This is a genomic window from Elioraea thermophila (ex Habib et al. 2022), assembly GCF_003336755.1.
GTDB classification, from domain to species: Bacteria; Pseudomonadota; Alphaproteobacteria; order Acetobacterales; family Acetobacteraceae; genus Elioraea; species Elioraea thermophila.
The window spans coordinates 56,042-77,506 of record NZ_QMDI01000003.1; the positions used below are offsets into that span (position 1 = coordinate 56,042).

The window sequence follows — 21,465 nt, forward strand, 5'->3', positions numbered from 1 at the left end:
GGGGCCCTGTTCTATATGCCCCCCCATGCCCGCGCTACCCGCCCTCGTCGCGGCGCTGCTCCTCGCCGGCGCCGTGCCAGCCTTCGCGTCCTGTTCCGACCCCGCCGCCCCAGGTGTGGACTGGCGGCGCTGCCTGCTCGATCGGCGCGATTTCACGGGCGCCGACCTCACCCGGGCCATCCTGCGCGACGCCTCGCTGCAGCGGGCTGAACTCGCAGGCGCCAAGCTCGTCGAAGTGGACGGGTCGGACGCGCGTTTCGTCTCCGCCAATCTGCGTGAGGCGGATCTCTCGCGCGCGACGTTCCGCAGTGCGGATTTCACGCGCGCCGACCTGCGCGGGGCGATCCTGCGCGAGGCCGATCTGCGCCGCGCCCGTTTCTTCCGCGCCGATCTGCGCGGCGCCGACCTCACCGGGGCGAACCTCGCCGGGGTCGATCTCAACGGGGCGGAGCTCGGTGGCGCTCGCTGGATCGACGGTACCCGCACCTGTGCGGAAGGCTCGGTCGGGGTCTGTCAGTAACGCGGCCGTATCTGTCGTGCGCCGCGCCGTCGCGGCAGAGTGGAACCATGACGGCTCGAGCGGCGATCCCTGAGCCCTACGACTACCTCGCGCGGCTGAACCCGGAACAGCGCGAGGCGGTGGAGACGCTGGACGGCCCCCTGCTGGTGCTGGCGGGGGCCGGCACCGGCAAGACGCGCGTGCTCACCACGCGCTTCGCCCATCTCCTGCTCACCGGCCGCGCCGCTCCCGGCCAGGTGCTCGCCGTCACCTTCACCAACAAGGCGGCGCGCGAGATGCGCGAGCGAATCGCCGCCCTCATCGGCCGCCCTGTCGAGGGGCTCTGGCTCGGCACCTTCCACGCCCTGTGCGCGCGTCTCCTTCGTCGCCACGCCGAGCGCATCGGCCTCACCCCGTCCTTCACCATCCTCGACACCGACGATCAGCTCCGGCTGCTCAGGCAGGTGATGGAGGCCGAGAAGGCGGACACCAAGCGCTGCCCGCCTGCGCATCTGATGGCCGAGATCCAGCGCTGGAAGGATCGCGGTCTTTCGCCCGATGCCGTCTCGGCAGAGGACGATCGCGGGCTCGCCGATGGCCGTGCGCGTGCGCTCTATGCCGCCTATCAGGCCCGGCTGAAGGCGTTGAACGCGGTCGATTTCGGCGACCTGTTGCTGCACGTGGTCGACCTGTGGCGCCGCGACGGCGAGGTGCTCGCCGAGGCGCATCGCCGCTTCCGCTGGATCATGGTCGACGAGTACCAGGACACCAACCTGGTGCAGTACCTGTGGCTGAGGCTGCTCGCGCAAGCTCATCGCAACATCTGCTGTGTGGGCGACGACGACCAGTCGATCTACTCCTGGCGCGGGGCGGAGATCGAGAACATCCTCCGCTTCGAGCGCGACTTTCCGGGTGCCAAGGTGGTGCGGCTCGAGCGCAACTACCGCTCCACCGCTCCCATTCTCGCCGCCGCCTCGGCTCTGATCACCCACAACGAGGGCCGGCTCGGCAAGACGTTGCGCGCTGCCGCCAAGGGGGCCGAGGTCGGCGAGCCGGTCGAGGTGCACGCGCTGTGGGACTCGGAGGAGGAGGCGCGCCTGGTGGGGGCGCGCATCGAGGCGCTGCGCGCCGAGGGACACGCGCTGGCCGAGATCGCGATCCTGGTTCGCGCCGGGTTCCAGACGAGGTCCTTCGAGGAACGGCTGATCGTGCTCGGCATACCGTACCGCATCGTCGGCGGGATTCGTTTCTACGAGCGGCAGGAGATCCGCGACGCGCTCGCCTACATGCGCCTCCTCGTGCAACCCGCCGACGATCTCGCCTTCGAGCGGATCGTCAACGTGCCGAAACGGGGCTTGGGCGAGGCTGCGCTGCGGGCGATGCACGAGCGGGCGCGCGCCGATCGCGTCCCCCTTTCGCGTGCCGCCGCCGACCTCGCGCGTTCCGATCTCCTCAAGGGCAAACCGCGCGCCGCGCTGGTGCAGTTCCTCAACGATCTCGATCGCTGGCGCGCCATGCTCTCGCGCGAAGGCCATGCCGTGACGGTCGCGGCCATGCTCGACGAATCGGGCTACACCGAGATGTGGCGCAAGGACAGCTCGCCCGATGCGCCCGGGCGTCTCGAGAACCTGCGCGAGCTCGTCCGGGCGCTCGCGGAGTTCGAAACCCTCGAGGGCTTCCTCGAGCATGTGGCACTCGTCACCGAGAACGACGAGGCCGCCGAAGGCGACCGGGTGAACCTGATGACGCTGCACGCGGCGAAGGGGCTGGAGTTCGACACCGTGTTCCTGCCCGGCTGGGAGGAGGGGCTGTTCCCCAACCAGCGCGCGCTCGACGACGGCGGGGCCAAGGCTTTGGAGGAGGAACGGCGCCTCGCCTATGTTGGGCTCACGCGCGCGCGCCGTCGCGCCATCATCTCCTGGGCGGCGAACCGGCGCATCTACAACGCGTGGCAGTCCGCCATCCCGTCGCGCTTCCTCGACGAACTGCCCGAAGCACACTTGCGACGCGCGACGACGCCGCTCGTCGCGCAACGACGTTTCGACGCCGCGTCGTCCGTCTTTCCGGCCGTCGCCTACGGCGGAGCGGGGCGGGGGCGGGTGTTCGAGGTGGGCGCGTGGGAGGTGGCGGAACGGCCGCCGTCGTCGGAGCGGTACGCGCCCGGCGATCGCGTCTTCCACGACAAGTTCGGCTACGGAACGGTGCGCGCGGTGGAGGAGGATCGTCTCGACATCGAGTTCGGCACGGGGGTGAAGCGCGTGCTCGATCGCTTCGTTCGCCGCGCATGAGACGGTTCGCGCGCCTTTCCGTCAGCGTGCCGGAGGCGGCGGTTCCCGCCTTTGTCGCCGCCTTCGAGAGCGTGTGCGACAGCGTTGAGTTCGTGCGCGAGGACGAGAGCTGCGCGCGCTGGGCCGTCTCGGGGCTGTTGCGCGAGGCGTCGCGGCGTGCCGAGCTCGACGCCGCACTGGCGCTCGCCGCCGCCGCCGCCGGCGTCGCGGTGCCCGAGGTCGCCGAGGGCGAGGTGGAGGCAGACGGCTGGCTCGCGCGCAGTCTTGCCTCCTTTCCGCCGTTGCCGATCGGGCGGCGTTTCCTCATCCGCGGCACGCACGACGCGCACGTCACCAGCCCCGGCCGCCTCGCGCTCACCATCGACGCCGGCCTCGCCTTCGGCTCCGGCGAACACGCGACCACGCGCGGCTGCCTGATCGCGCTCGAGCGGCTGCGTCGCCCCCAAGGGCCCGTCGCCGACATCGGCACTGGCTCTGGCGTGCTCGCGCTCGCGGCCGCCGGGCTTTGGCGGGTGCCTGTGGTCGGCGTCGAGCTCGAGCCGTGGGCGGCGCACACCGCAGCACAAAACGCGAAGGCGAACGGGCTTGCCCGCTTCGTGCGCGTGGTGCGGGGCGACGGTTGGCATGCGCCGGCGATCCGCCGTCGTGCGCCCTACGCCGTGGCCTTCGCCAACATCCTTGCCCGGCCGCTTTGCGCCATGGCGCGCCACGCCGCGCGACGGGTTGCCCGCTGCGGGCGACTGATCCTGTCAGGGTTTCATCCCGCACAGGCGCGGATGGTCGTCGCCGCGCATCGACGGGTCGGGTTCGTGCTCGTCCGCCGTTACGAGGTCGAGACGTGGACGACTCTCGTGCTTGCCAAACGCTGAGGGCGGCGCCGGTGTCGACGCCGCCCTCGTGCTTCTTGCGGGAGAAGGCCGCTCCGTCAGGCCGCGCGCGCGGCCGCGACGTTGCTGTTCGCCGGTTCCGGTGTGGCCATCCGCTCGCCGCTCGCGGTGCCGAGTTGCGGGGTGGCGAAATCGGGGTCGAACACCCGGGCCAAGTCGCCGCGGGTCAGCCCGATGTCGCGCAACTCGCGATCGGACATCGCGTTCAGCTGGTCATACAGGGCGCGGCGGCGGGGATAGGTGGCGAGGAACGTCACCGTCCCCCGCACCGCGTTCCACAGCCAGCGCGCGGCGGCGGCGATGGCCCGGCCGATCGCCTCGTCGCGGGCACGGATGGCGGCCAGCCGGATCTCCTCGATTTCCATCGCGCGTCGCGATGGCGTGAGGGTCGGGAAGAGATCGGCCTCATCCCTGGGCGTGCGGGCATCCATCGTTCAGCATCCTTGCTCGTCGGGCGGGGCACTCTCGGCCGCCGGCCTCTGCCGGAAGGCTGCGCCCCGCCTTTTCGCACCCGCAAAATAGGCTTTCATCGGTTGTGGGAAATGCGAGAACATTCCCGGTCCGCCATGCAATGAACGCATGACTAAGCAGGGAGGTATGTCATCGTCTTGACTCAAAGGAACCACCTCGGCGCCCTGCGCGCCGCCCTTGCCGAACGGGGCCTCGACGGCTTCCTGATCCCCCGCGCCGACGAGCATCTCGGCGAATACATCCCCGCCAGCGCGGAACGCCTGCGCTGGCTCACGGGTTTCACGGGGTCGGCGGGGCTGGCCGTCGTGCTGCGCGACCGCGCCGCCTTCTTCACCGACGGCCGCTACCAGACCCAAGCGCGCGCCGAGGTCGACCTCGGCGCCTTCGAACTCCGCCACCTGATCGACGAGCCGCCCGAGACGTGGCTCGCCGCCTCGGTGCGGGCGGGAGCAGCGATCGGCTACGACCCCTGGCTTCATTCGGCCGAGGCGGTGGATCGCCTTCGGCGCGCGGTCGAGCGGGCGGGCGGGCGGTTCGTCGCGGTCGAGCCGAACCCGATCGACGCCCTGTGGACCGATCGCCCGCCGCCGCCCGCCTCACCGGTGAAGCCCCACTCGGCCCAGTTCGCGGGCGAGGAGGCGGCGGCGAAGCGGGCTCGCATCGGTGCCGCAATCGCCGCCGCAGGTGCCAAAGCCGCCGTGTTGACCGCGCCGGACAGCATCGCCTGGCTCTTCAACATCCGCGCCGACGACGTGCCCTTCACGCCGGTGGCGCTGGCTTACGCCCTGCTGGAGGCGGACGGGCGCGCCACCTTGTTCCTGGACCCCGCCCGCGTCGATCCCGCAGCGCGCGCGCATCTCGGCAACGAGGTCGCCGTCGAACCCCGCTCCGCCTTTCCGCTCGCGCTGGCGCGGCTCGGCGCCGAACGGGCGACGGTGCTCGTCGACCCGCGTACGACCCCGGCCCGCGTGGCGCAGCGTCTCGAGGAGGCGGGGGCGACGATCCTCGCCGAGCCCGATCCGGTCGCACTGCCGAAGGCATGCAAGAACAGCGTCGAACAGGTGGGCGCGCGCGCCGCACACCGGCGCGATGCGGTCGCCCTGATCCGCTTCCTTGCCTGGCTCGACCGCACCGCGCCGGTCGAACCGGTCAGCGAACTCGCGGCGGCCAAGCGCCTGCTCGCCCTGCGTGCCGAGGGCGACCGCTTCCGCGGCGAGAGCTTCCCCGCCATCAGCGCGGCCGGGCCGAACGGCGCCATCATCCACTACCGCGTGAGCGAGGCCACCAACCGCATGCTGGCCTCGGGCGATCTCTACCTGATCGACAGCGGCGGGCAGTACCTCGACGGGACGACGGACGTCACGCGCACGGTGCTGATCGGCGAGCCGAGCGAGGAGATCGCCGAACAGCGCGACCGTTACACGCGCGTGCTGAAGGGCCTGATCGCGATCGCCACACTGCGCTGGCCGAAGGGGGTCGCGGGGCCGCATCTCGAGGCCTTCGCCCGCCGTGCGCTGTGGCAGCAGGGGCTCGATTACGACCACGGCACCGGCCACGGGGTCGGCTCTTATCTCGGTGTGCATGAAGGGCCGACGGGGCTGTCGCGCGCCGCTCGCCCGATCCCGCTCGCCCCGGGCATGATCCTTTCCGACGAACCGGGCTTCTACCTGCCCGGCCGTTGGGGAATCAGGCTCGAGAACCTGGTGATGGTGCGCGAGGAGCCGATCGAGGGTGCGATCAAACCCTTCCTCGGTTTCGAGACGCTGACCCTCGCCCCGTTCGATCGCCGCCTCATCGAACCGGCTTTGCTCTCGGAGTGGGAACGATCCTGGCTCGATTCCTACCATGCGCGCGTCGCAGCCGAGATCGGGCCTCTGCTCGATCGGTTGGATCGCGCCTGGCTCGAGCAGGCCTGCGCCCCACTTTGAGCCTCAGGCCCGGGGCACGCCGGCGGCGGCGAGCACGCGGGCGAGCAGGCGCTGCGTCATCGGGACCTTCGGGTTGAGCGCCTGGCGGAGCGCGAGCATGCGCTGCGCCTGGGCCAGCCGGCCCGTGCGCAGCAGGGAGGCGATCAGGATCTGCTCGAACAGGTCGCGCTGGGCGTGGCTGCCGCCGATCTCGTGCAGGCGCGGCAGCACGGGCGAGAGGTCGCGCACGCACGCTTCGTGATCGCCGCGCCCGAAGCCCGCGAGCGCGCGGGCGGCCGGCAACGCCACCTCGGCCCAGGCGGCGCGCGTCGCCTCATGCGCGGTCGCGGTACGGTCGGCGATGCCGGCGAGCACGGTCTCCGCTTCCGGGTGCCCGGCGCGGGCGAGACCGAGCACGAGGTGAAGGTCGATGAAGGGCTCGACATGGCGCTGGTCAGGCGTCGCGAGTCGGGGGGCGAGACGCTGCCAGCGGTCGCCGACATCCACCCCGTGCAGCTCGAGCCGGATCAGCAACGACACCGCCCCGGCCTGGATCTGCCCCCAGGAGGGTTCGAGCGCGAAGACGCGCGTGTCGTAGAGGGCGAGCGCTTCGTCGGTTCGGTCGCGATCGAGCAGGAACAGCGTCTGATGCCACCAGTTGTGCGTGACGACGAAGGGGTTGCGCCCCTCCCAGGTGTCGGCGACCGTGGCGAGAAAGTCGATGCCTTCCTCGGCCCGATCCTGCGTGAGCAGGACGTGGGCGAGCGCATGGTGCGCCCAAGGCTCGTCGCGACGGAGCTCGATGGCGTGCCGGGCCTCGTGCTCCGCCTCCTCGAGCAGGTGGCACTCCTCGTAGCCGAAGGCGAGCATGCCGTGCACCCAGGGCACGTGCTCGTTCGCAGCCGCCGCCAGCAAGGGAAGGCGAAGCAAGGAGGGTGCGTCGCCGCGGTTGAGCGCGTGGTATTGGCCGAGCTTCACCGCGACGAGGTCGCGCGGAAACCGCACCGCACTCTCGGCGCAGAGGGCGAGCGCCGTCGCCGTGTCGCCCGCGTGCCAGGCCCGGATCGAGGCAACGGCGAGACGCTCCCGCTCGGTCGCCGCGGCGGCCGAGGCGCGATCGAGGAAGCGTGCGGCACGGGCGTGGCCCTTGCGCGTCTCGGTGAGCAGCCAGAGGGCCGCCGCCCAGGCATTGGCGAGCGCGCAGGACGGGTCGGCCTCGGCGGCCTTGACGATGCGGCCGATTTCGGCGCGGTAGCCGAGAAGATCCTCGGCGAAGGCATCGAGTGCGGCCATCGATGCCACCTCGCCGCTCGCCGCGTAGCCGGTCGCGTCACGGTTCATGGCCGCCTCTCCCCCTCTACGCCAGGCCGGCGAGCCTGCGCCATTCCTCTTCCGTCAGCATGCGCACGCCGAGCGCCTTCGCCTTCTCCGCCTTCGAACCCGCCTCCTCGCCGACGACGACGAAATCGGTCTTCTTCGACACCGTGTCCGTCACCTTCGCGCCCAGCGCCTCGGCGCGGGCCTTCGCCTCCGCGCGCGTCATGGTGGCGAGCGTGCCGGTAAAGACGATCGTCTTGCCGGCCAATGCCCCGCCCGCCTCCGGCGCGGAAGCGGGCTCGATCGTCACCTCGTGCGCGAGCGCCTCCAGCACCGCGAGGTTGTGCGGTTCGTCGAAGAAATCGGCGAGTTCCTGCGCGATCGCGGGGCCGATGCCGACGATCGCCTCGAGTTCGGCCCGCGCCTCGCTTGTCGGGTCGCGCGCGGCGAGCATCGCCCGTCGCCAGGCGTCGAACGTGCCGTAGTGGCGGGCGAGGAGGCGCGCATTGGCCTCGCCGATGCGGCGGATCCCCAAGGCGTAGATGAAGCGATCGAGCGGGATGCGGCGTCGCGCCTCGATCGCGCGGACGAGGTTGCGTGCGGAAACGGTGCCGAAGCCTTCGCGCGCGGCGATCTCCGCTTCGCGGGCGGGGAGCTTGAACAGATCGACCGGGCTCGTGAGCCACCCGTCGGCGTGGAAGGCCTCGATGGTCTTCTCGCCCAGGCCCTCGATGTCGAAGGCCGCGCGCGAGACGAAGTGCTTCAAGCGTTCCACCACCTGGGCGGGGCAGGTGAGGCCACCGGTGCAGCGTCGCACGGCCTCGCCGGGCGGGCGTACGGCGTGCGACCCACAGACGGGACAGCGGTCGGGAAAGACGAAGGGCTTGGCATCGGGCGGACGCTTCTCCGGCACCACGCCGAGGATTTGCGGGATCACGTCGCCCGCGCGCTGCACGATCACCGTATCGCCGACGCGGATGTCCTTGCGCGCGATCTCGTCCTCGTTGTGCAACGTGGCGTGGCGCACGATCACGCCGCCCACGTTCACCGGCTCCATCACCGCCCGCGGCGTGAGCGCGCCGGTTCGGCCGACCTGGATCTCGATCGCGACCAGCCTGGTGGTCGCCTTTTCGGCGGGAAATTTCCATGCCACCGCCCAGCGCGGCGCACGGCCGACGAAACCGAGCCGTTCCTGCCAGTCGAGCCGATCGACCTTGTAGACCACGCCGTCGATGTCGTAGGGCAAGGAGGAACGAGCAAGCCCGATCTCGTCCTGGAACGATTCGGCCTCGGGCCAATCCTGCAGCGGCCGCGAGAGGGGATTGACCGCGAAGCCCCAGGCGCGCAGCCGCGCGAGCAGGCCCTGGTGGGTGTCGGCGATCGGTTCCGAGCATTCGCCGATCGCGTAGGCGAACAGCGCGAGCGGGCGCGACGCGGTGACCGCCGGATCCTTCTGGCGGAGCGAGCCGGCGGCGGCGTTGCGCGGATTGGCGAAGGGTTCTTCCCCTTCGGCCTCCATGCGCTCGTTGAGCGCGAGGAAGGCCTCCTTCGCCATGTACACCTCGCCGCGGATCTCGATCAGCTCCGGACAGGGCGGCGGCAGGGAGAGCGGCAGATCCCTGAGCGTGCGCAGGTTCGCCGTCACGTCCTCGCCTTCCGTGCCGTCGCCGCGTGTGGCCCCGACCACGAAGCGGCCCCTGCGGTAGGTGAGGCTGATCGAAGCGCCGTCGATCTTCGGTTCGGCGACGAGGGCGATGCGCTCGCCGGCAGCGAGGCCGAGGAAGCGGCGCACGCGATCGATCCAGGCGGCGAACTCGGCCCGGTCGAACACGTTGTCGAGCGAGAGCATCGGCTTGAGGTGCCGGTGCTTGGCGAAACCGCGCGCCGGGGCGGCACCGACGCGGAACGAGGGGCTGTCGGGTCGGATCAGATGGGGGAAGCGGGCCTCGATCGCGGCGTTGCGGCGCTTCAGCGCATCGTATTCCGCATCGGTGATGATGGGGCGGTCGCGTTCGTAATAGGCGCGGTCGTGCTCGGCGATCTCGGCGGCAAGGGCGGCGAGTTCGGCGCGCGCCTCCTCCTCCGAGAGTTTTTCGACGGGGATGTCACGCAGACGCTTCACGACACCCCCGCGAGCAGGTCGGCGGCCGCCGCACGCGCGGCGTCGGTGATCCGTTCGCCCGCCAGCATGCGCGCGATCTCCTCTCGCCGTGCGGCCGCATCCAGCACCTCGAGCCCGGTCCGCGTCATGCCATGCTCCGCCCTCTTGCTCACCCGCCAATGCCGCGATGCCTTGGCCGCCACCTGCGGCGAGTGGGTGACGACGAGCACCTGCAGGCTCTCGGCAAGCCGCGACAGCCGCTCGCCCACCGCCGCCGCGGTCGCACCGCCGATGCCGGCATCGACCTCGTCGAACACCAAGGTGGTGACGGGCGTGCTGCGCGCGAGCACCACCTTGAGCGCCAGCATCAGGCGCGAGAGTTCGCCGCCGGAGGCGCATTTCGCGAGCGGTGCGGGGGCTTGGCCCGGGTTCATCGCGACCAGGAACTGCACGCGGTCCGCACCTTCGGGCCCCCAGGTGTCCTCCTCAAGGCGGGTGAGTTCGACGACGAAACGAGCGCGCTCGAGCTTGAGGGGCGCGAGTTCCTTCGCCACCGCCTGCGCCAGCGCCTCCGCCGCCTCTCGTCGCGCCGCCGAAAGATGTTCCGCTGCCGTCCGATAGGCCTCGCGCGCCGCACGCGCGGCATCGGCCAGAGCCGCGATCCGCTCCTCGCCGAGATCGAGCTCGCGCATCCGTTCGCACAGGTTGTCACGCAGCGCCGGCAGCTCCGCCACCGTCACCTGGTGCTTGCGCGCCACCGCCCGCAGCGCGAACAGACGCTCCTCGGCGGCTTCAAGGGCGCGCGGATCGGGTGCGGAGTCGGCGAGCAGCCGCTCAAGCAGCGTCTCGGCCTCGGCGACTGCGTCCTGTGCGGCGGAGAGGGCGGCGAGAACGGGAGCGACCGCGGCATCCTCGCCAAGGCGTTCAAGGCTGCGCGCGGCGGAGCGCAGCGCCTGCGCAACACCACGGTTGCGCGCGAGCTCGTCGCGGGCGGAGGCCAGTGCCTCCGCCCGCTTCTCCGCTCCCTGCAGGCTACGGCGAAGTCGATCGAGCCGTTCCTCCTCCTCCGCTTTGGGGGCGAGACGATCGAGTTCGGCCACCGCATGCCGAAGCCATTCCTCGTCGCGCCGCGCGGCGGCGATCGCCGCTTCCGCGTCGGCCCGCGCGCGCTCCGCCGCACGCCAGGCGGCGAAGGCACCGCGCACGCGCTCCGCTTCCCCTTCCAGCCCGCCGAAGGCATCGAGCAGAGAGGCATGGGTGCCGGCATCCGCCAGCCCGACCTGGGCGAATTGGCCTTCGATCTCCACCAGGCTCTCGCCGAGCCGTTTCAGCAGCGACACGCTCACCGGCTCGTCGTTGACGAAGGCGCGCGAGCGTCCATCCGTCTGCACGACGCGACGGAGCGTGAGCGCCGTCTCGTCCGGCAGTCCGTGCTCGGCGAGCAGGCGGCGCGCCGGATGATCGGCGGGCGGCTCGAACACGGCCGACACCACCGCTTGCGTCGCACCGGCGCGAACGAGCCCCGCTTCCGAGCGCGCACCGAGGGCGAGGCCGAGGCTGTCGAGCAGGATCGACTTGCCGGCCCCCGTCTCGCCGGTGAGCGCGGTCAGCCCTGGTCCAAGCGCGAGGTCGAGGCGGTCGATCAGGACGACGTCGCGAATGGAGAGTGCGACGAGCATCGACGCACTCGCTGCCGAGGGCTCAGAAGATGGACGACCACCAGCGGGCGAGCATGCCGGTGCGACGCGGCTCGGCAGGTTCGGCGCCGGGGACGAGCAGGGCGTAGCTGTCCTGGTACCAGGGAGAACCCGGGAAATTGTGGCCGAGCACGGCCGCGGTTCGCCGGGCCTCCTCGGTGAGGCCGAGTGCGAGATAGGACTCGGTCAATCGGTGCAGCGCCTCGGCGACATGATTCGTCGTCTGGTAGAGCTCGACCACGCGGCGGAAGCGATTGATCGCCGCCAGATGGAGGTTCTGGCGCTGGTAGTAGCGGCCGATCATCATCTCGTGGCCGGCCAGATGGTCGCGGGCGAGGTCGATCTTGAGCCGCGCGTCACGCGCATATGGCGTGTCGGGAAAGCGGTTCACCACCTCGGTCAGCGCGCCCAACGCCTGTTCCGTCACCCGCTGGTCGCGGGTCACGTCGGCGATCTGCTCGTAATAGGAGAGGGCGCGCAGATAGTAGGCATAGGCGATGTTCGGGTTGGCGGGATGCAGGCGAATGAACCGATCGAGGGCGGCAATTGCCTCCGTGTACTGGTTCCGCATGTAGTGGGCATAGGCCGCCATCAACTTCGCCGTCACCGCCCAGGACGAGTATGGATGTTGCCGTTCGACCTCGTCGAACAAGGTGGCGGCGCGCGCATACTGTCCTGCCTCGAGGGCGTCGGCCGCGTCGTTGTAGATGTCCTCCACGGGGCGTTCCCGTGTGAGCTGAGTGTCGACGTCGTCGCGGCCGCTGCAGGCGGCGAGCGCGATGACGAGCACAAACAGGGCGGCGATGCGAAGGAGAGCCATCGCGCGGCTCTATAGCACGCGGCCAGGCGCGGCGAGAGCAGGCGCGGCGGTCAGACCGGCGCGGCGGCGGCGGCGGCGAGGGGAGTGCTCACACCGTCGCGCACCGAGGTGGCGGCCAGCAGCGGGACGACGCGCCAAGCGCGCGGGTCGGCGAACAGGGCCCGCAGTGCGAGATTGTTCAGGCGATGACCGGCACGCCGCGCGACGACGCGGCCACGCAGCGGTAGCCCGGCGAGGGCAAGGTCGCCGACCAGATCGAGCAGCTTGTGGCGGACGAACTCGTCCGTGTAGCGCAGCCCGCCGGCGTTCAGCACCGTCGCCCCGCGCAGCACCACCGCGTTGTCGAGGCTGCCGCCGCGGGCGAGGCCGGCGTCGCGCAAGGCCTCGATCTCCTCGACGAAGCCGAAGGTGCGCGCGCGTGCCAGATCACGCTTGAAGGCGCCGGCAGCCAGCCGAACCACGCGATGTTGGCGACGGATCGCGCTGGAGGCGAACTCGATCTCCATTTCGTAGGTCGGCACGACGCCGGGATCGGGCAGCAGGGTCAGGCTGGCGCCACCTTCCTCAACCGTCACGGGGCGGAGGATTTCGAGCATGTGCCGCGCAGCCGTTTGCGTCGTCAGCCCCGCGCACTCGATCAGGAACACGAATGGCGCGGCAGACCCATCCATGATGGGCACCTCGGGACCGTCGAGGTCGACGATCGCATTGTCGACGCCGCTGCCGGCGAGAGCGGCGAGCAGGTGCTCGACCGTGCCCACACTGGCTTCAGGACGCCCGGGCAGGCCGAGCGTGGTGTTGCGCCGGGTGTCGATCACATGGTCCCAGCGGGCTGGGATCACCGGCTGGTCGGGGAGGTCGATGCGCCGAAAGGCGATGCCCGCGTTCTCCGCCGCCGGGCGAAGGGTGAGCGAAACCTTACGCCCGGAGTGGAGCCCAACCCCCGTGCAGCCGATCGGCGCCCGAAGCGTCCGCTGGAAGGGCTGAACGCTGCTCGCCAATTGATCGTCAGACGCCAACTGCACGTTCGACGGGTCTCCGACCGGAAGCTCCCGACGCGGCAACCGCTGCGGTTGAGCCGGGAGAGGATCGGTTCGGATGCCGCGAAAGGTTAAGGCCCCGCCCCGATCCGCCATTCTGCAATGCACCTTAGGAGCCACCGCCGCATCGCAGCAAGTCAAGCTTCTTTTCTCAATGTATCAGTTCACTGCCTTGATCTTTCCGCATTTTGGCTGAATTGGGGCAACGTCACCCGAGCCGCACAGGTGCGGCAGAAAAACGCACGCGACGACGGTCAGCGGGTGAGAAGCGTCGGCCTCAGTTACCCTGTCGGCGCAGGAAGGCCGGGATGTCGAGCCCGCTCTCCTCCAGGCCCGGCCGCGGCTGTGGCTTGGACGAAGCATGCCCGACCGGCGTGAGGATCGGTTCGGCCCGCGGCGAGACGGCGGGGCGCGACATGGGGGCGGTCGCCGGTGCCTCACCCCCGGCGATCAGACGCGTCATGCGCTGGAACAGGCTGCGCGCCGGCGAAGGGCCGGTTGCAGCCATGCCCGGAGCGGGCGCCGACGCGGCGACGGCGTCTTGGGGGACGGTCGGTTCGCGCGGCGCGAACAGCGGTGCCGGCGGCTCGCCCGCCACGATCGCCGGCTCGACCATGGTGGGCTGTCTGGCGGGCTCGGGCGGCTGCGGCTTTTCCGCCACCACCGGTTCGGCGGCGAGGGGGGCGGTCTGCAGCACGGTGTTGCCGACCACTTTGGTCGCTGTGGCCGTAACCGGGGCCGCCACGGGCGCGGTGGCCGCAGCGGCCGCGACGGGAGCGGCGGCCGGCCGGGCCACCGGCGCACCATCCACCGCCACCAGGGCGGGGCGCTGGCGTGCCTGGTTCGCCTCCATGCCGGTGGCGACCACGGACACGCGAATCCGCCCCGCCATGTCCTCGTCGATCGAGGAGCCGAAGATGATGTTCGCCTCCTCGTCGCCCACCTCCTTGCGGATCCGGTTCGCCGCCTCGTCGACCTCGAACAACGTCATGTCGGGCCCGCCGGTGATGTTGATCAGCACGCCCTTCGCCCCCTTCATCGAGGCGTCCTCGAGGAGCGGGTTGGAGATCGCGATCTCGGCCGCGCGCACCGCGCGGTCCTCCCCTTCGGCCTCGCCCGTGCCCATCATCGCCTTGCCCATCTCCGCCATCACTGCGCGGATGTCGGCGAAGTCGAGATTGACCAGACCCGGATGCACGATCAGGTCGGTCACGCCGCGCACCCCCATGTAGAGCACGTTGTCCGCCATCTTGAACGCTTCGGCGAAGGTGGTGCGATCGTTGGCTAGGCGGAACAGGTTCTGGTTCGGGATGACGATCAGCGTATCGACGTATTGCTGCAGCTCCTCGATGCCGGCCTCCGCCGCACGCTTGCGCTTCAGCCCCTCGAACTCGAACGGCTTGGTCACCACGCCGACGGTGAGGATGCCGCGTTCGCGCGCGACGCGCGCCACCACCGGTGCCGCCCCTGTGCCGGTGCCGCCGCCCATGCCGGCGGTGATGAACACCATGTGTGCGCCGGCGAGGTGGGAGGCGATCTCCTCCACCGCTTCCTCCGCCGCGCCACGCCCGACCTCGGGCCGTCCGCCCGCACCGAGCCCCTGGGTGAGGTGAGGCCCGAGCTGGATCTTGCGATCGGCCCGGCTCTTCATCAGCGACTGCGCGTCCGTGTTGGCGACGATGAACTCCACCCCGTCGAGCTGCGAGGCGATCATGTTGTTCACCGCGTTGCAGCCGCCGCCGCCGACACCGATGACGGTGATGCGCGGCTGGAAATCGTTCAGCGCCTGGGCGGGGACGGTCAGCGTGATGGCCATGGCGTGTCTCCTGAAGAGGCGTTCCGGTTCGGGGTTGGGGTGGGGGCCCGCATCGGCGTCACAGCCTTTCGCGAAGCCAGGTGAAGAGGCGGCGGAGGGGGCCGGGAATGCCGGCGAAGCCGACCGGGGCGAGGTCGCGTGCGACCTGGCCTTCCGTCGCGGCCCAGATCAGCAGCCCGACCGGCACGGCGAAGGCAGGACCCTGCGCGACGTCGGGCAAGCCGCGCAGGGCGGGCGGGCGACCCAGCCGCACCTGCTTGTCGAGCATCGCCGCCGCGAGATCACGCACGCCGATGAGTTGCGACGCCCCACCCGTCAGCACGACGCGCCGGCCGGCCGCACTGCCGAGCCCGGCCGCATCGAGACGAGCGCGCACCAGCTCGAAGGTCTCCTCGAGCCGGGGGCGGATGATGCCGATCAGCATCGACCGCGGCACCTTGGCGATCGCGTGGTCGTCCTCACCGACCAGCGGCACGGGAAGAAGGTCGCGCTCATCCCCGGGCGCCGCATCGGTCGAGCCGTGCAGCGTCTTCATCCGTTCCGCATGGGAGACGGTGGTGGAAAGCCCGCGCGCGATGTCGTTGGTGACGTGCTGGCCGCCGATCGGGATCACGTCGGTGTGCTGCAGTTGCCCGTCGGCGAACACGGCGAGGCTCGTCGTGCCGCCGCCCATGTCGATCACGACGACGCCGAGCTCGCGTTCGTCCTCGACCAGAGCGGCGAGGCCGGCGGCGAACGGCGCGGCGACCAAGGACTCGATCTCCAGGTCGCAGCGGCCGAGGCAGGCGGCGAGGTTGCGCAGCGTCCCCACCGAGGCATCGACCACGTGCAGCCGCGCGCCGAGCGACTCGCAGACCATCCCGCGCGGGTCGCGCACGCCCGATGTGCCATCCACCGCATAACCAAGAGGAATGGCGTGCACCACCTCGCGCCCCTCGGCGTAGGCGCGCATCCGGCCTTCGGCGACAATGCGGCGGAGATCGGCATCCGTCACCGCATCGCCGTGCATCGCCATGCGCACGTCGAAGTGGCGACTCTGCGGCTGGCCACAGGAGAGATTGACCACCAGCTCGCGCACCGGCTGGTCAGCCTGCTCCTCGGCCTGCGCCACGGTGGCGCGAATCGCGGCCTCCGCCTGGTCGAGATCGACGATCGAGCCCGCGCGAACGCCGCGCGAGCGCTGGTGGCCGACCGACAGCACGCGGATCGAGCCATCGCTGTCCACGCGCCCGATCAGGCAGGTCATCTTGGTCGAGCCGATGTCGAGCACCGCGATCGGGCCCGACCGGCCGCGCGGCCGACCGCGCGTTGGGGTGGAGCGCATCGCGAGGGCTTCCGGGGCCGGCGAGGGCCGGTTCGGCATCTCGTTCATCCGCGGCGCCCTCTGTCCGCCGGTGTCGCCGCCGGGGCCGGAGCCACATCCGCCGCGGGCCGCAGCACGAGGCGATCGGCGAGCCTGAGATCGACCACCTTCAGCGCGCGATCCAGCACCGCCGTGTCACGATGCAACTCCGCGAGCCGCGCCAGCGCCGCCGCCTCATGCCCCTCCGGCAGCAGGACATCCGCCCCCGAAACGAGCCGCAGGTTCCACCGCCGTTGATTGACACGCACGACGGCGGCGACACGCTGCTTCACCTCGGGGTGGCGGTCGAGCAGGTCGAGAAACGCCGCCGCCGTCTCCGCTGCTCCCTCGCCGACGACGTGCGGCAGATGGGCGAAACGCTCGACACCGTCGCGGGTGATGACGCGCCCCTCACGGTCGATGACGGCGAAGACACCGCGATTCTGCCAGACCGCGAAGGGCGTGCGCTCGACGATCGCGAGATGGACATGGCCGGGCAGGCGCCGATGCACCGAGGCCTGCTCGACCCAGGGCAGCTCCTCAAGCCGCCGGCGCACCGTTTCCGGCGAAACGGCGAGCATCGGCTGACCGAGCCGAAGCCCCGTCGCGGCCAGGATCGCGTCACGGTCCTCGTGCACGCGGCCTTCCACGGTGACGGTGGCGACGACGAGCCCGGCATCGGCGGCGGCGTCCTCGATCGCGCGCGTGGCGTCGGCGATGAGGCGCTGCGGCGTGCCGGTGACAGCGAGGCCCCCCACGAATGCGCCGAGCACGACGACGACGAGACCGACGCCCACCGCGGGCCGGACAAGGCGGCGCCAACGGCGCAAGAACAGCCGCAGGCGCCCCGGCCGTTGCGGACGGCGATCGTTGCTCACGCGCCGCATCGCGCCTCCTCCACCATCCAGGCGCAAAGGGCGGCGAACGGCATGCCGCAGTGCGAGGCCTGCTCCGGCAGGAGCGAGGTCGGCGTCATGCCCGGCTGGGTGTTGACCTCGAGCAGCACAAGGCGCCCGGGCTCGCCGTCGCTGTCGTCGTAGCGCAGGTCGGCCCGGCTCGCGCCGCGGCAGCCGAGCGCGCGATGCGCTGCCGCCGCGATGCCAAGCGCGCGGTCATACGCCTCGGGATGGATCGGCGCGGGCAGGAGGTGCCGGCTCTCGCCCGGCCGGTACTTCGCCTCGTAGTCGTAGAAGCCGTGCGTGGTGGCGATCTCGGTCACCGCGAGCGGGCGATCGCCGAGCACGCCGACGGTCAGTTCCCGACCCGGAACATAAGCCTCGGCCATGGCGAAGGGGCCGTAGGTCCATTCGCGCACGATCTGCTCGCGGCGGTTGTCGCCCTCGCGCACGATCACCACGCCGACGGAGGAGCCCTCCGCGATCGGTTTCAGCACGTAGGGCGTGGGCATGGGGTGGCCGCGCGCGACGTCCTCGCGTGTCACCAGCCGGTGCGGGGCGACCGGCAGGCCTGCGGCGGCGAAACAGGCCTTGGCGGCGGCCTTGTCCATCGCGAGCGCCGAGGCCCGCACGCCCGAGTGCGTGTAGGGGATGCCGAGCCACTCGAGAATGCCCTGGATGCAGCCGTCCTCGCCGTAGCGACCGTGCAGGGCGTTGAACGCAACGTCGGGCCGCGTGGCGGTGAGGGCGGCGATCAGCGCGCCGAGATCGCGACCGACCTCGATCGCCACCACCTCGTAGCCCGCCTCCTTGAGCGCCTCCGCCACTTTCGCCCCCGAAACGAGGCTCACCTCGCGTTCGGCCGAGATCCCGCCGTAGAGGACCGCGACGCGCTTCATCGCCCGCCTTCCTCCTTGAGCGGGCGGCCGATGCGTCGGATCTCCCACTCGAGCGCGATGCCGGTGGCGGCACGAACGCGAGCGCGCACCTCCTCGCCGAGCGCCTCGAGATCGGTGGCGGTGGCCTCGCCGAGGTTGAGCAGGAAATTGCAGTGCTTCTCGCTCACCTGCGCGTCGCTGCGACGAAGGCCGCGACAGCCGGCCGCGTCGATCAGTTCCCAGGCCTTGGCGCCGGGCGGGTTCTTGAAGGTGGAGCCGCCGGTGCGGCCGCGCACCGGTTGGGTTGCCTCGCGCGCGGCCCGGATGCGCGCCATCTCCGCAGCGATCGTTGCGCGGTCGCCGGGTCGCGCGCGCAGCCGCACGCGGGTGACGATCGCACCCGCGGGCAGCCGAGCGTGGCGATAGGAGAGGGCGAGCTCGTGCGCGCCGAGACGAAGCGCGGCGCCGTCGCGCGTGACGATCTCGGCCCAGTCGAGGATGTCGGCGATCTCGGAGCCGTAGGCGCCAGCGTTCATCGCCACCGCGCCGCCGAGGCTGCCCGGGATGCCGGAGAGGAAGGCGAGCCCCGCGAGCCCCGCCTCGGCCGCGGCCTCCGCCACGGTGCGATCGAGCGCGGCCGCGCCGGCGACGATGCCGTCGGCCTCGAGCGTGATGCTGCCGAAGCCCGACGCGGGAAGGCGGACGACGACGCCCGCCACGCCACCGTCGCGCACCAATAGATTCGACCCCGCACCGATTACGGTGACGGGAATGCCGGGATCGAGAGCACGCAGGAAGGCGGCGAGATCCTCCGCATCCGCCGGCCGGAACAGGAACTCCGCCCTGCCGCCCGCGCGGAACCAGGTGAGCGCGCCGAGGGGCGCGTCGGCGACGAGGCGGCCGCGGGCGGAGGGCAGAGGGCCAAGACCGGCCATGGCAGCGGCGACGGCGCTCACGACGCCCCCCCGCCGGCGCGGCGCGGGATGGCGGCCTGCAGGGCCGCCAGCTCACGCGGCAGCGCGTGCGCCCATTGGGTGATCGATCCGGCACCGAGACAGACGACGTAGTCGCCGGGCCTGGCGATGGCGTGCACCATCTCGGCAAGATGCGAGGGATCGGGAAGGGCGACGACCGAGCGGTGCCCCCGCGCGATCAGGCCATCGACCAGCGCGTCGCGATCGATCCCCGGGATGGGTTGTTCGCCCGCCGGATAGATGTCGGCGACGATCACCGTCGAGGCGTCGTTCATGCAGGTGCAGAACTCCTCGAACAGCGCGGCGACGCGCGTGTAGCGGTGCGGCTGCACCACGGCGATCACTTCGCGCGCCCCGGCCTGACGCGCCGCCTTCAGCACGGCGGCGATTTCCACCGGATGGTGGCCGTAGTCGTCGATGATGGTGATGCCGCCCACCTCGCCCACGCGCGTGAAGCGCCGCTTCACTCCCTTGAAGCCGAGCAGGGCGGAGCGGATGACGTCCTCCGCGATGTCCATTTCCACGCCAACCGCGATCGCGGCGAGCGCGTTCTGCACGTTGTGCGCGCCGAGCATCGGCAGGCGGAACGGCTTGAGGCGGCGAGCGCGGCCGCCGTGCCGGTCCGACACCACGACCTCGAACGTCGCGCCGAGCCGATCCATCACCAGCTTCTCGGCCCGCACGTCGGCCTGCGGGGAGAAGCCGTAGGTGACGATGCGCCGATCAGCCAGGCGCGGGATCATCGCCTGCACCTCCGGGTGGTCGAGGCAGAGCACGGCGAAGCCGTAGAAGGGGATGTTGCCGACGAACTGGGCGTAGCCGTCCTTCATCGCCTCGGCCGTGCCCCAGTGGTCGAGGTGTTCGGGATCCATGTTGGTGACCACCGCGATCAGTGCCGGCAGGCGAAGGAAGGAACCGTCCGATTCGTCGGCCTCCACCACCATCCAGTCGCCGGACCCGAGACGCGTGTTCGACCCGTAGGCGTTGACGATGCCGCCGTTGATCACCGTCGGATCGAGATGCGCGGCCTCCAGCACGGCGGCGATCAGGCTCGTCGTCGTCGTCTTGCCGTGCGTGCCGCCGACCGCGATCGACCACTTGAGCCGCATCAGTTCGGCGAGCATTTCCGCCCGCCGCACCACGGGGATCAGGTGCTGGCGCGCGGCGACGACCTCGGGGTTGTCGCGCTTCACCGCCGAGGAGACGACGACGACCTGCGCCTCGCCCAGGTTCTCCGCCGCGTGGCCGATCGTGACGGGGATACCGAGGTCGCGCAGGCGCTTCACCGTGTAGCCCTCGGCGATGTCGCTGCCCTGCACGCGATAGCCGAGATTGTGCAGCACCTCGGCGATGCCCGACATGCCGATGCCGCCGATGCCGACGAAGTGGATGGTGCCGATGGAGAGCGGGAGCGCGCGCATCAATGGGTCTCCGCCGGCGCGAGCGCCAGCACGGCCTCGGCGAGGTCGCGCGCCGCCTGCGGGCGCGCCAGCCGGCGTGCGGCCTCGGCCATCGCCTGCAGACGGGCGGGATCGGCGAGGAGGGCGGTCAGGTGTTCCGCAAGCAGGGTCGGCGTCAGCGCCGACTGGGCGAAGGCTTCCGCCGCGCCGGCAGCGACGAGCGCGTGCGCGTTCGCCCTCTGGTGGTCGTCGGTCGCGTGCGGAAAGGGCACAAGAATGGCGGGGCGTCCCGCGCAGGCGAGTTCCGCCACGGTGGAGGCGCCGGCGCGGCAGACGACGAGATGGGCCTCCGCATAGAGCCGGGCGACGTCGTCGAAGAACGGTGCTAGGCGGAAGGCCAGGCCGAGCCGGCCGAGATGATCCTCCGTGCGCCCGACATCCTCGGCTCGGCATTGCATGGTCAGAACGAGCCGCTCACGCAACGCGTGGGGCAGCAGGGTCAGCGCCGACGGAATGAGATCGGCGAACACCCGCGCCCCCTGACTGCCGCCGAGCACCAGCAGCCTGACAGGCTCTCCTGCAGCCGGCGCGACGTAGGCCCGGCCGGCCAGTTCGGCGATCTCGGGTCGGATCGGCGTGCCGATCAGGGCCGTCCGCGTTCGCGCCGGCACGCCCACCGTCTCCGCGAAGGAAAGGGCGAGCAGGTCGGCGAAGCGAGCGAGCAGGCGGTTGGCGCGTCCAAGCACGGCGTTCTGCTCATGCAGGACGACACGCGGTCGGTCTCTTCGCGCGAGCGCGCGCGATGCAAGCACGGGCGCGACGGAAGCGTAGCCGCCGAAGGCGACGATCGCCGCCGGTGAAAGGCGCTCGAGGATGCCTCGTGCCTCGATCGCGCCGAGAGCAAGCGCGGCGAACGCCCTCGGTGCCCGCGCTAAGCCTCTCCCGGCGATCCCTTCGCCCCTGATGACGTGGATTTCGGCCGGGCCGAAGGCAGCAGCGGAGCGCTCCGCCGTCCGCCGATCCGTCAGCAAAACGACGCGCTCGCCACGCTCCGCCAATGCAGCGGCGGTGGCGATGGCAGGATAGAGGTGCCCGCCCGTCCCGCCGGCGGCAATCGCGATCGGGCGCATCC

General features: G+C 71.2%; 17 protein-coding genes. 4 read left to right on the forward strand and 13 right to left on the reverse strand.

What is annotated here, in order from left to right; translation table 11 throughout:
* Positions 1-25 precede the first annotated feature (25 nt).
* Genes DWB05_RS07785 through DWB05_RS07795 form a run of 3 tightly spaced genes read left to right on the forward strand, consistent with a single transcriptional unit; the run spans position 26 to position 3,656 of the window.
* Positions 26-520, forward strand: coding sequence for a pentapeptide repeat-containing protein (locus DWB05_RS07785; RefSeq protein ID WP_114376661.1), 495 nt, complete (start codon positions 26-28; stop codon positions 518-520).
* 47 nt (positions 521-567) lie between these two features.
* Positions 568-2,787 carry an ATP-dependent helicase gene (locus DWB05_RS07790; protein WP_114376662.1) on the forward strand — a complete coding sequence of 740 codons (2,220 nt, stop codon included), beginning with the start codon at positions 568-570 and terminating at the stop codon, positions 2,785-2,787.
* Complete coding sequence (locus DWB05_RS07795) at positions 2,784-3,656, forward strand: 50S ribosomal protein L11 methyltransferase (RefSeq protein ID WP_114376663.1); 873 nt, start codon at positions 2,784-2,786, stop codon at positions 3,654-3,656. Before DWB05_RS07790 ends, DWB05_RS07795 begins: the two co-directional genes overlap by 4 nt.
* Positions 3,657-3,712: 56 nt before the next feature.
* On the opposite strand, the gene DWB05_RS07800 is transcribed toward DWB05_RS07795, so the two are convergent.
* Positions 3,713-4,105 carry a DUF1127 domain-containing protein gene (locus tag DWB05_RS07800; RefSeq protein WP_198669104.1) on the reverse strand — a complete coding sequence of 131 codons (393 nt, stop codon included), beginning with the start codon at positions 4,103-4,105 and terminating at the stop codon, positions 3,713-3,715.
* A 177-nt stretch (positions 4,106-4,282) separates the two neighbouring features.
* Between DWB05_RS07800 and DWB05_RS07805 the strand changes: the two genes are divergently transcribed.
* Positions 4,283-6,073, forward strand: coding sequence for an aminopeptidase P family protein (locus DWB05_RS07805; RefSeq protein WP_114376664.1), 1,791 nt, complete (start codon positions 4,283-4,285; stop codon positions 6,071-6,073).
* Between the two features lie 3 nt (positions 6,074-6,076).
* Here the strand turns inward: DWB05_RS07805 and DWB05_RS07810 are convergent, their stop codons facing one another.
* The 12 genes from DWB05_RS07810 to murG all read right to left on the reverse strand — a co-directional run bounded on the left by DWB05_RS07810 (position 6,077) and on the right by murG (position 21,463).
* Positions 6,077-7,393, reverse strand: coding sequence for a tetratricopeptide repeat protein (locus DWB05_RS07810; protein WP_114376665.1), 1,317 nt, complete (start codon positions 7,391-7,393; stop codon positions 6,077-6,079).
* A gap of 16 nt (positions 7,394-7,409) precedes the next feature.
* Positions 7,410-9,482 (reverse strand): NAD-dependent DNA ligase LigA, encoded by a 2,073-nt coding sequence (gene ligA, locus DWB05_RS07815; RefSeq protein WP_232818465.1) that lies wholly within the window; start codon positions 9,480-9,482, stop codon positions 7,410-7,412.
* Between the two features lie 5 nt (positions 9,483-9,487).
* A complete protein-coding gene (recN, locus tag DWB05_RS15035) occupies positions 9,488-11,149 on the reverse strand; it encodes a DNA repair protein RecN (protein WP_114376667.1) in 1,662 nt (553 codons plus the stop codon).
* 22 nt (positions 11,150-11,171) lie between these two features.
* Positions 11,172-11,987 carry an outer membrane protein assembly factor BamD gene (locus tag DWB05_RS07825; RefSeq protein ID WP_114376668.1) on the reverse strand — a complete coding sequence of 272 codons (816 nt, stop codon included), beginning with the start codon at positions 11,985-11,987 and terminating at the stop codon, positions 11,172-11,174.
* Between the two features lie 50 nt (positions 11,988-12,037).
* Positions 12,038-12,988, reverse strand: coding sequence for a UDP-3-O-acyl-N-acetylglucosamine deacetylase (gene lpxC, locus DWB05_RS07830; RefSeq protein ID WP_114376669.1), 951 nt, complete (start codon positions 12,986-12,988; stop codon positions 12,038-12,040).
* Positions 12,989-13,304: 316 nt separating this feature from the next.
* Complete coding sequence (ftsZ, locus tag DWB05_RS07835; protein WP_114376670.1) at positions 13,305-14,843, reverse strand: cell division protein FtsZ; 1,539 nt, start codon at positions 14,841-14,843, stop codon at positions 13,305-13,307.
* A gap of 58 nt (positions 14,844-14,901) precedes the next feature.
* A complete protein-coding gene (gene ftsA, locus DWB05_RS07840; RefSeq protein WP_114376671.1) occupies positions 14,902-16,215 on the reverse strand; it encodes a cell division protein FtsA in 1,314 nt (437 codons plus the stop codon).
* Positions 16,212-17,072: a cell division protein FtsQ/DivIB gene (locus DWB05_RS07845; protein ID WP_114376672.1), complete on the reverse strand. Its 861-nt coding sequence runs from the start codon at positions 17,070-17,072 to the stop codon at positions 16,212-16,214. The genes ftsA and DWB05_RS07845 overlap by 4 nt, the downstream gene beginning before the upstream one ends.
* On the reverse strand, positions 17,060-17,980 hold the full coding sequence (locus tag DWB05_RS07850) for a D-alanine--D-alanine ligase (protein WP_114376673.1): 921 nt from the start codon (positions 17,978-17,980) through the stop codon (positions 17,060-17,062). The genes DWB05_RS07845 and DWB05_RS07850 overlap by 13 nt, the downstream gene beginning before the upstream one ends.
* Positions 17,977-18,894 carry a UDP-N-acetylmuramate dehydrogenase gene (gene murB, locus DWB05_RS07855; RefSeq protein WP_114376674.1) on the reverse strand — a complete coding sequence of 306 codons (918 nt, stop codon included), beginning with the start codon at positions 18,892-18,894 and terminating at the stop codon, positions 17,977-17,979. Before murB ends, DWB05_RS07850 begins: the two co-directional genes overlap by 4 nt.
* Before the next feature lie 17 nt (positions 18,895-18,911).
* Entirely contained in the window at positions 18,912-20,354 is a 1,443-nt protein-coding gene (murC, locus tag DWB05_RS07860; protein WP_114376675.1) for a UDP-N-acetylmuramate--L-alanine ligase, read from the reverse strand.
* Positions 20,354-21,463 (reverse strand): undecaprenyldiphospho-muramoylpentapeptide beta-N-acetylglucosaminyltransferase, encoded by a 1,110-nt coding sequence (gene murG / locus DWB05_RS07865; protein WP_232818461.1) that lies wholly within the window; start codon positions 21,461-21,463, stop codon positions 20,354-20,356. Before murG ends, murC begins: the two co-directional genes overlap by 1 nt.
* Positions 21,464-21,465: the final 2 nt, after the last annotated feature.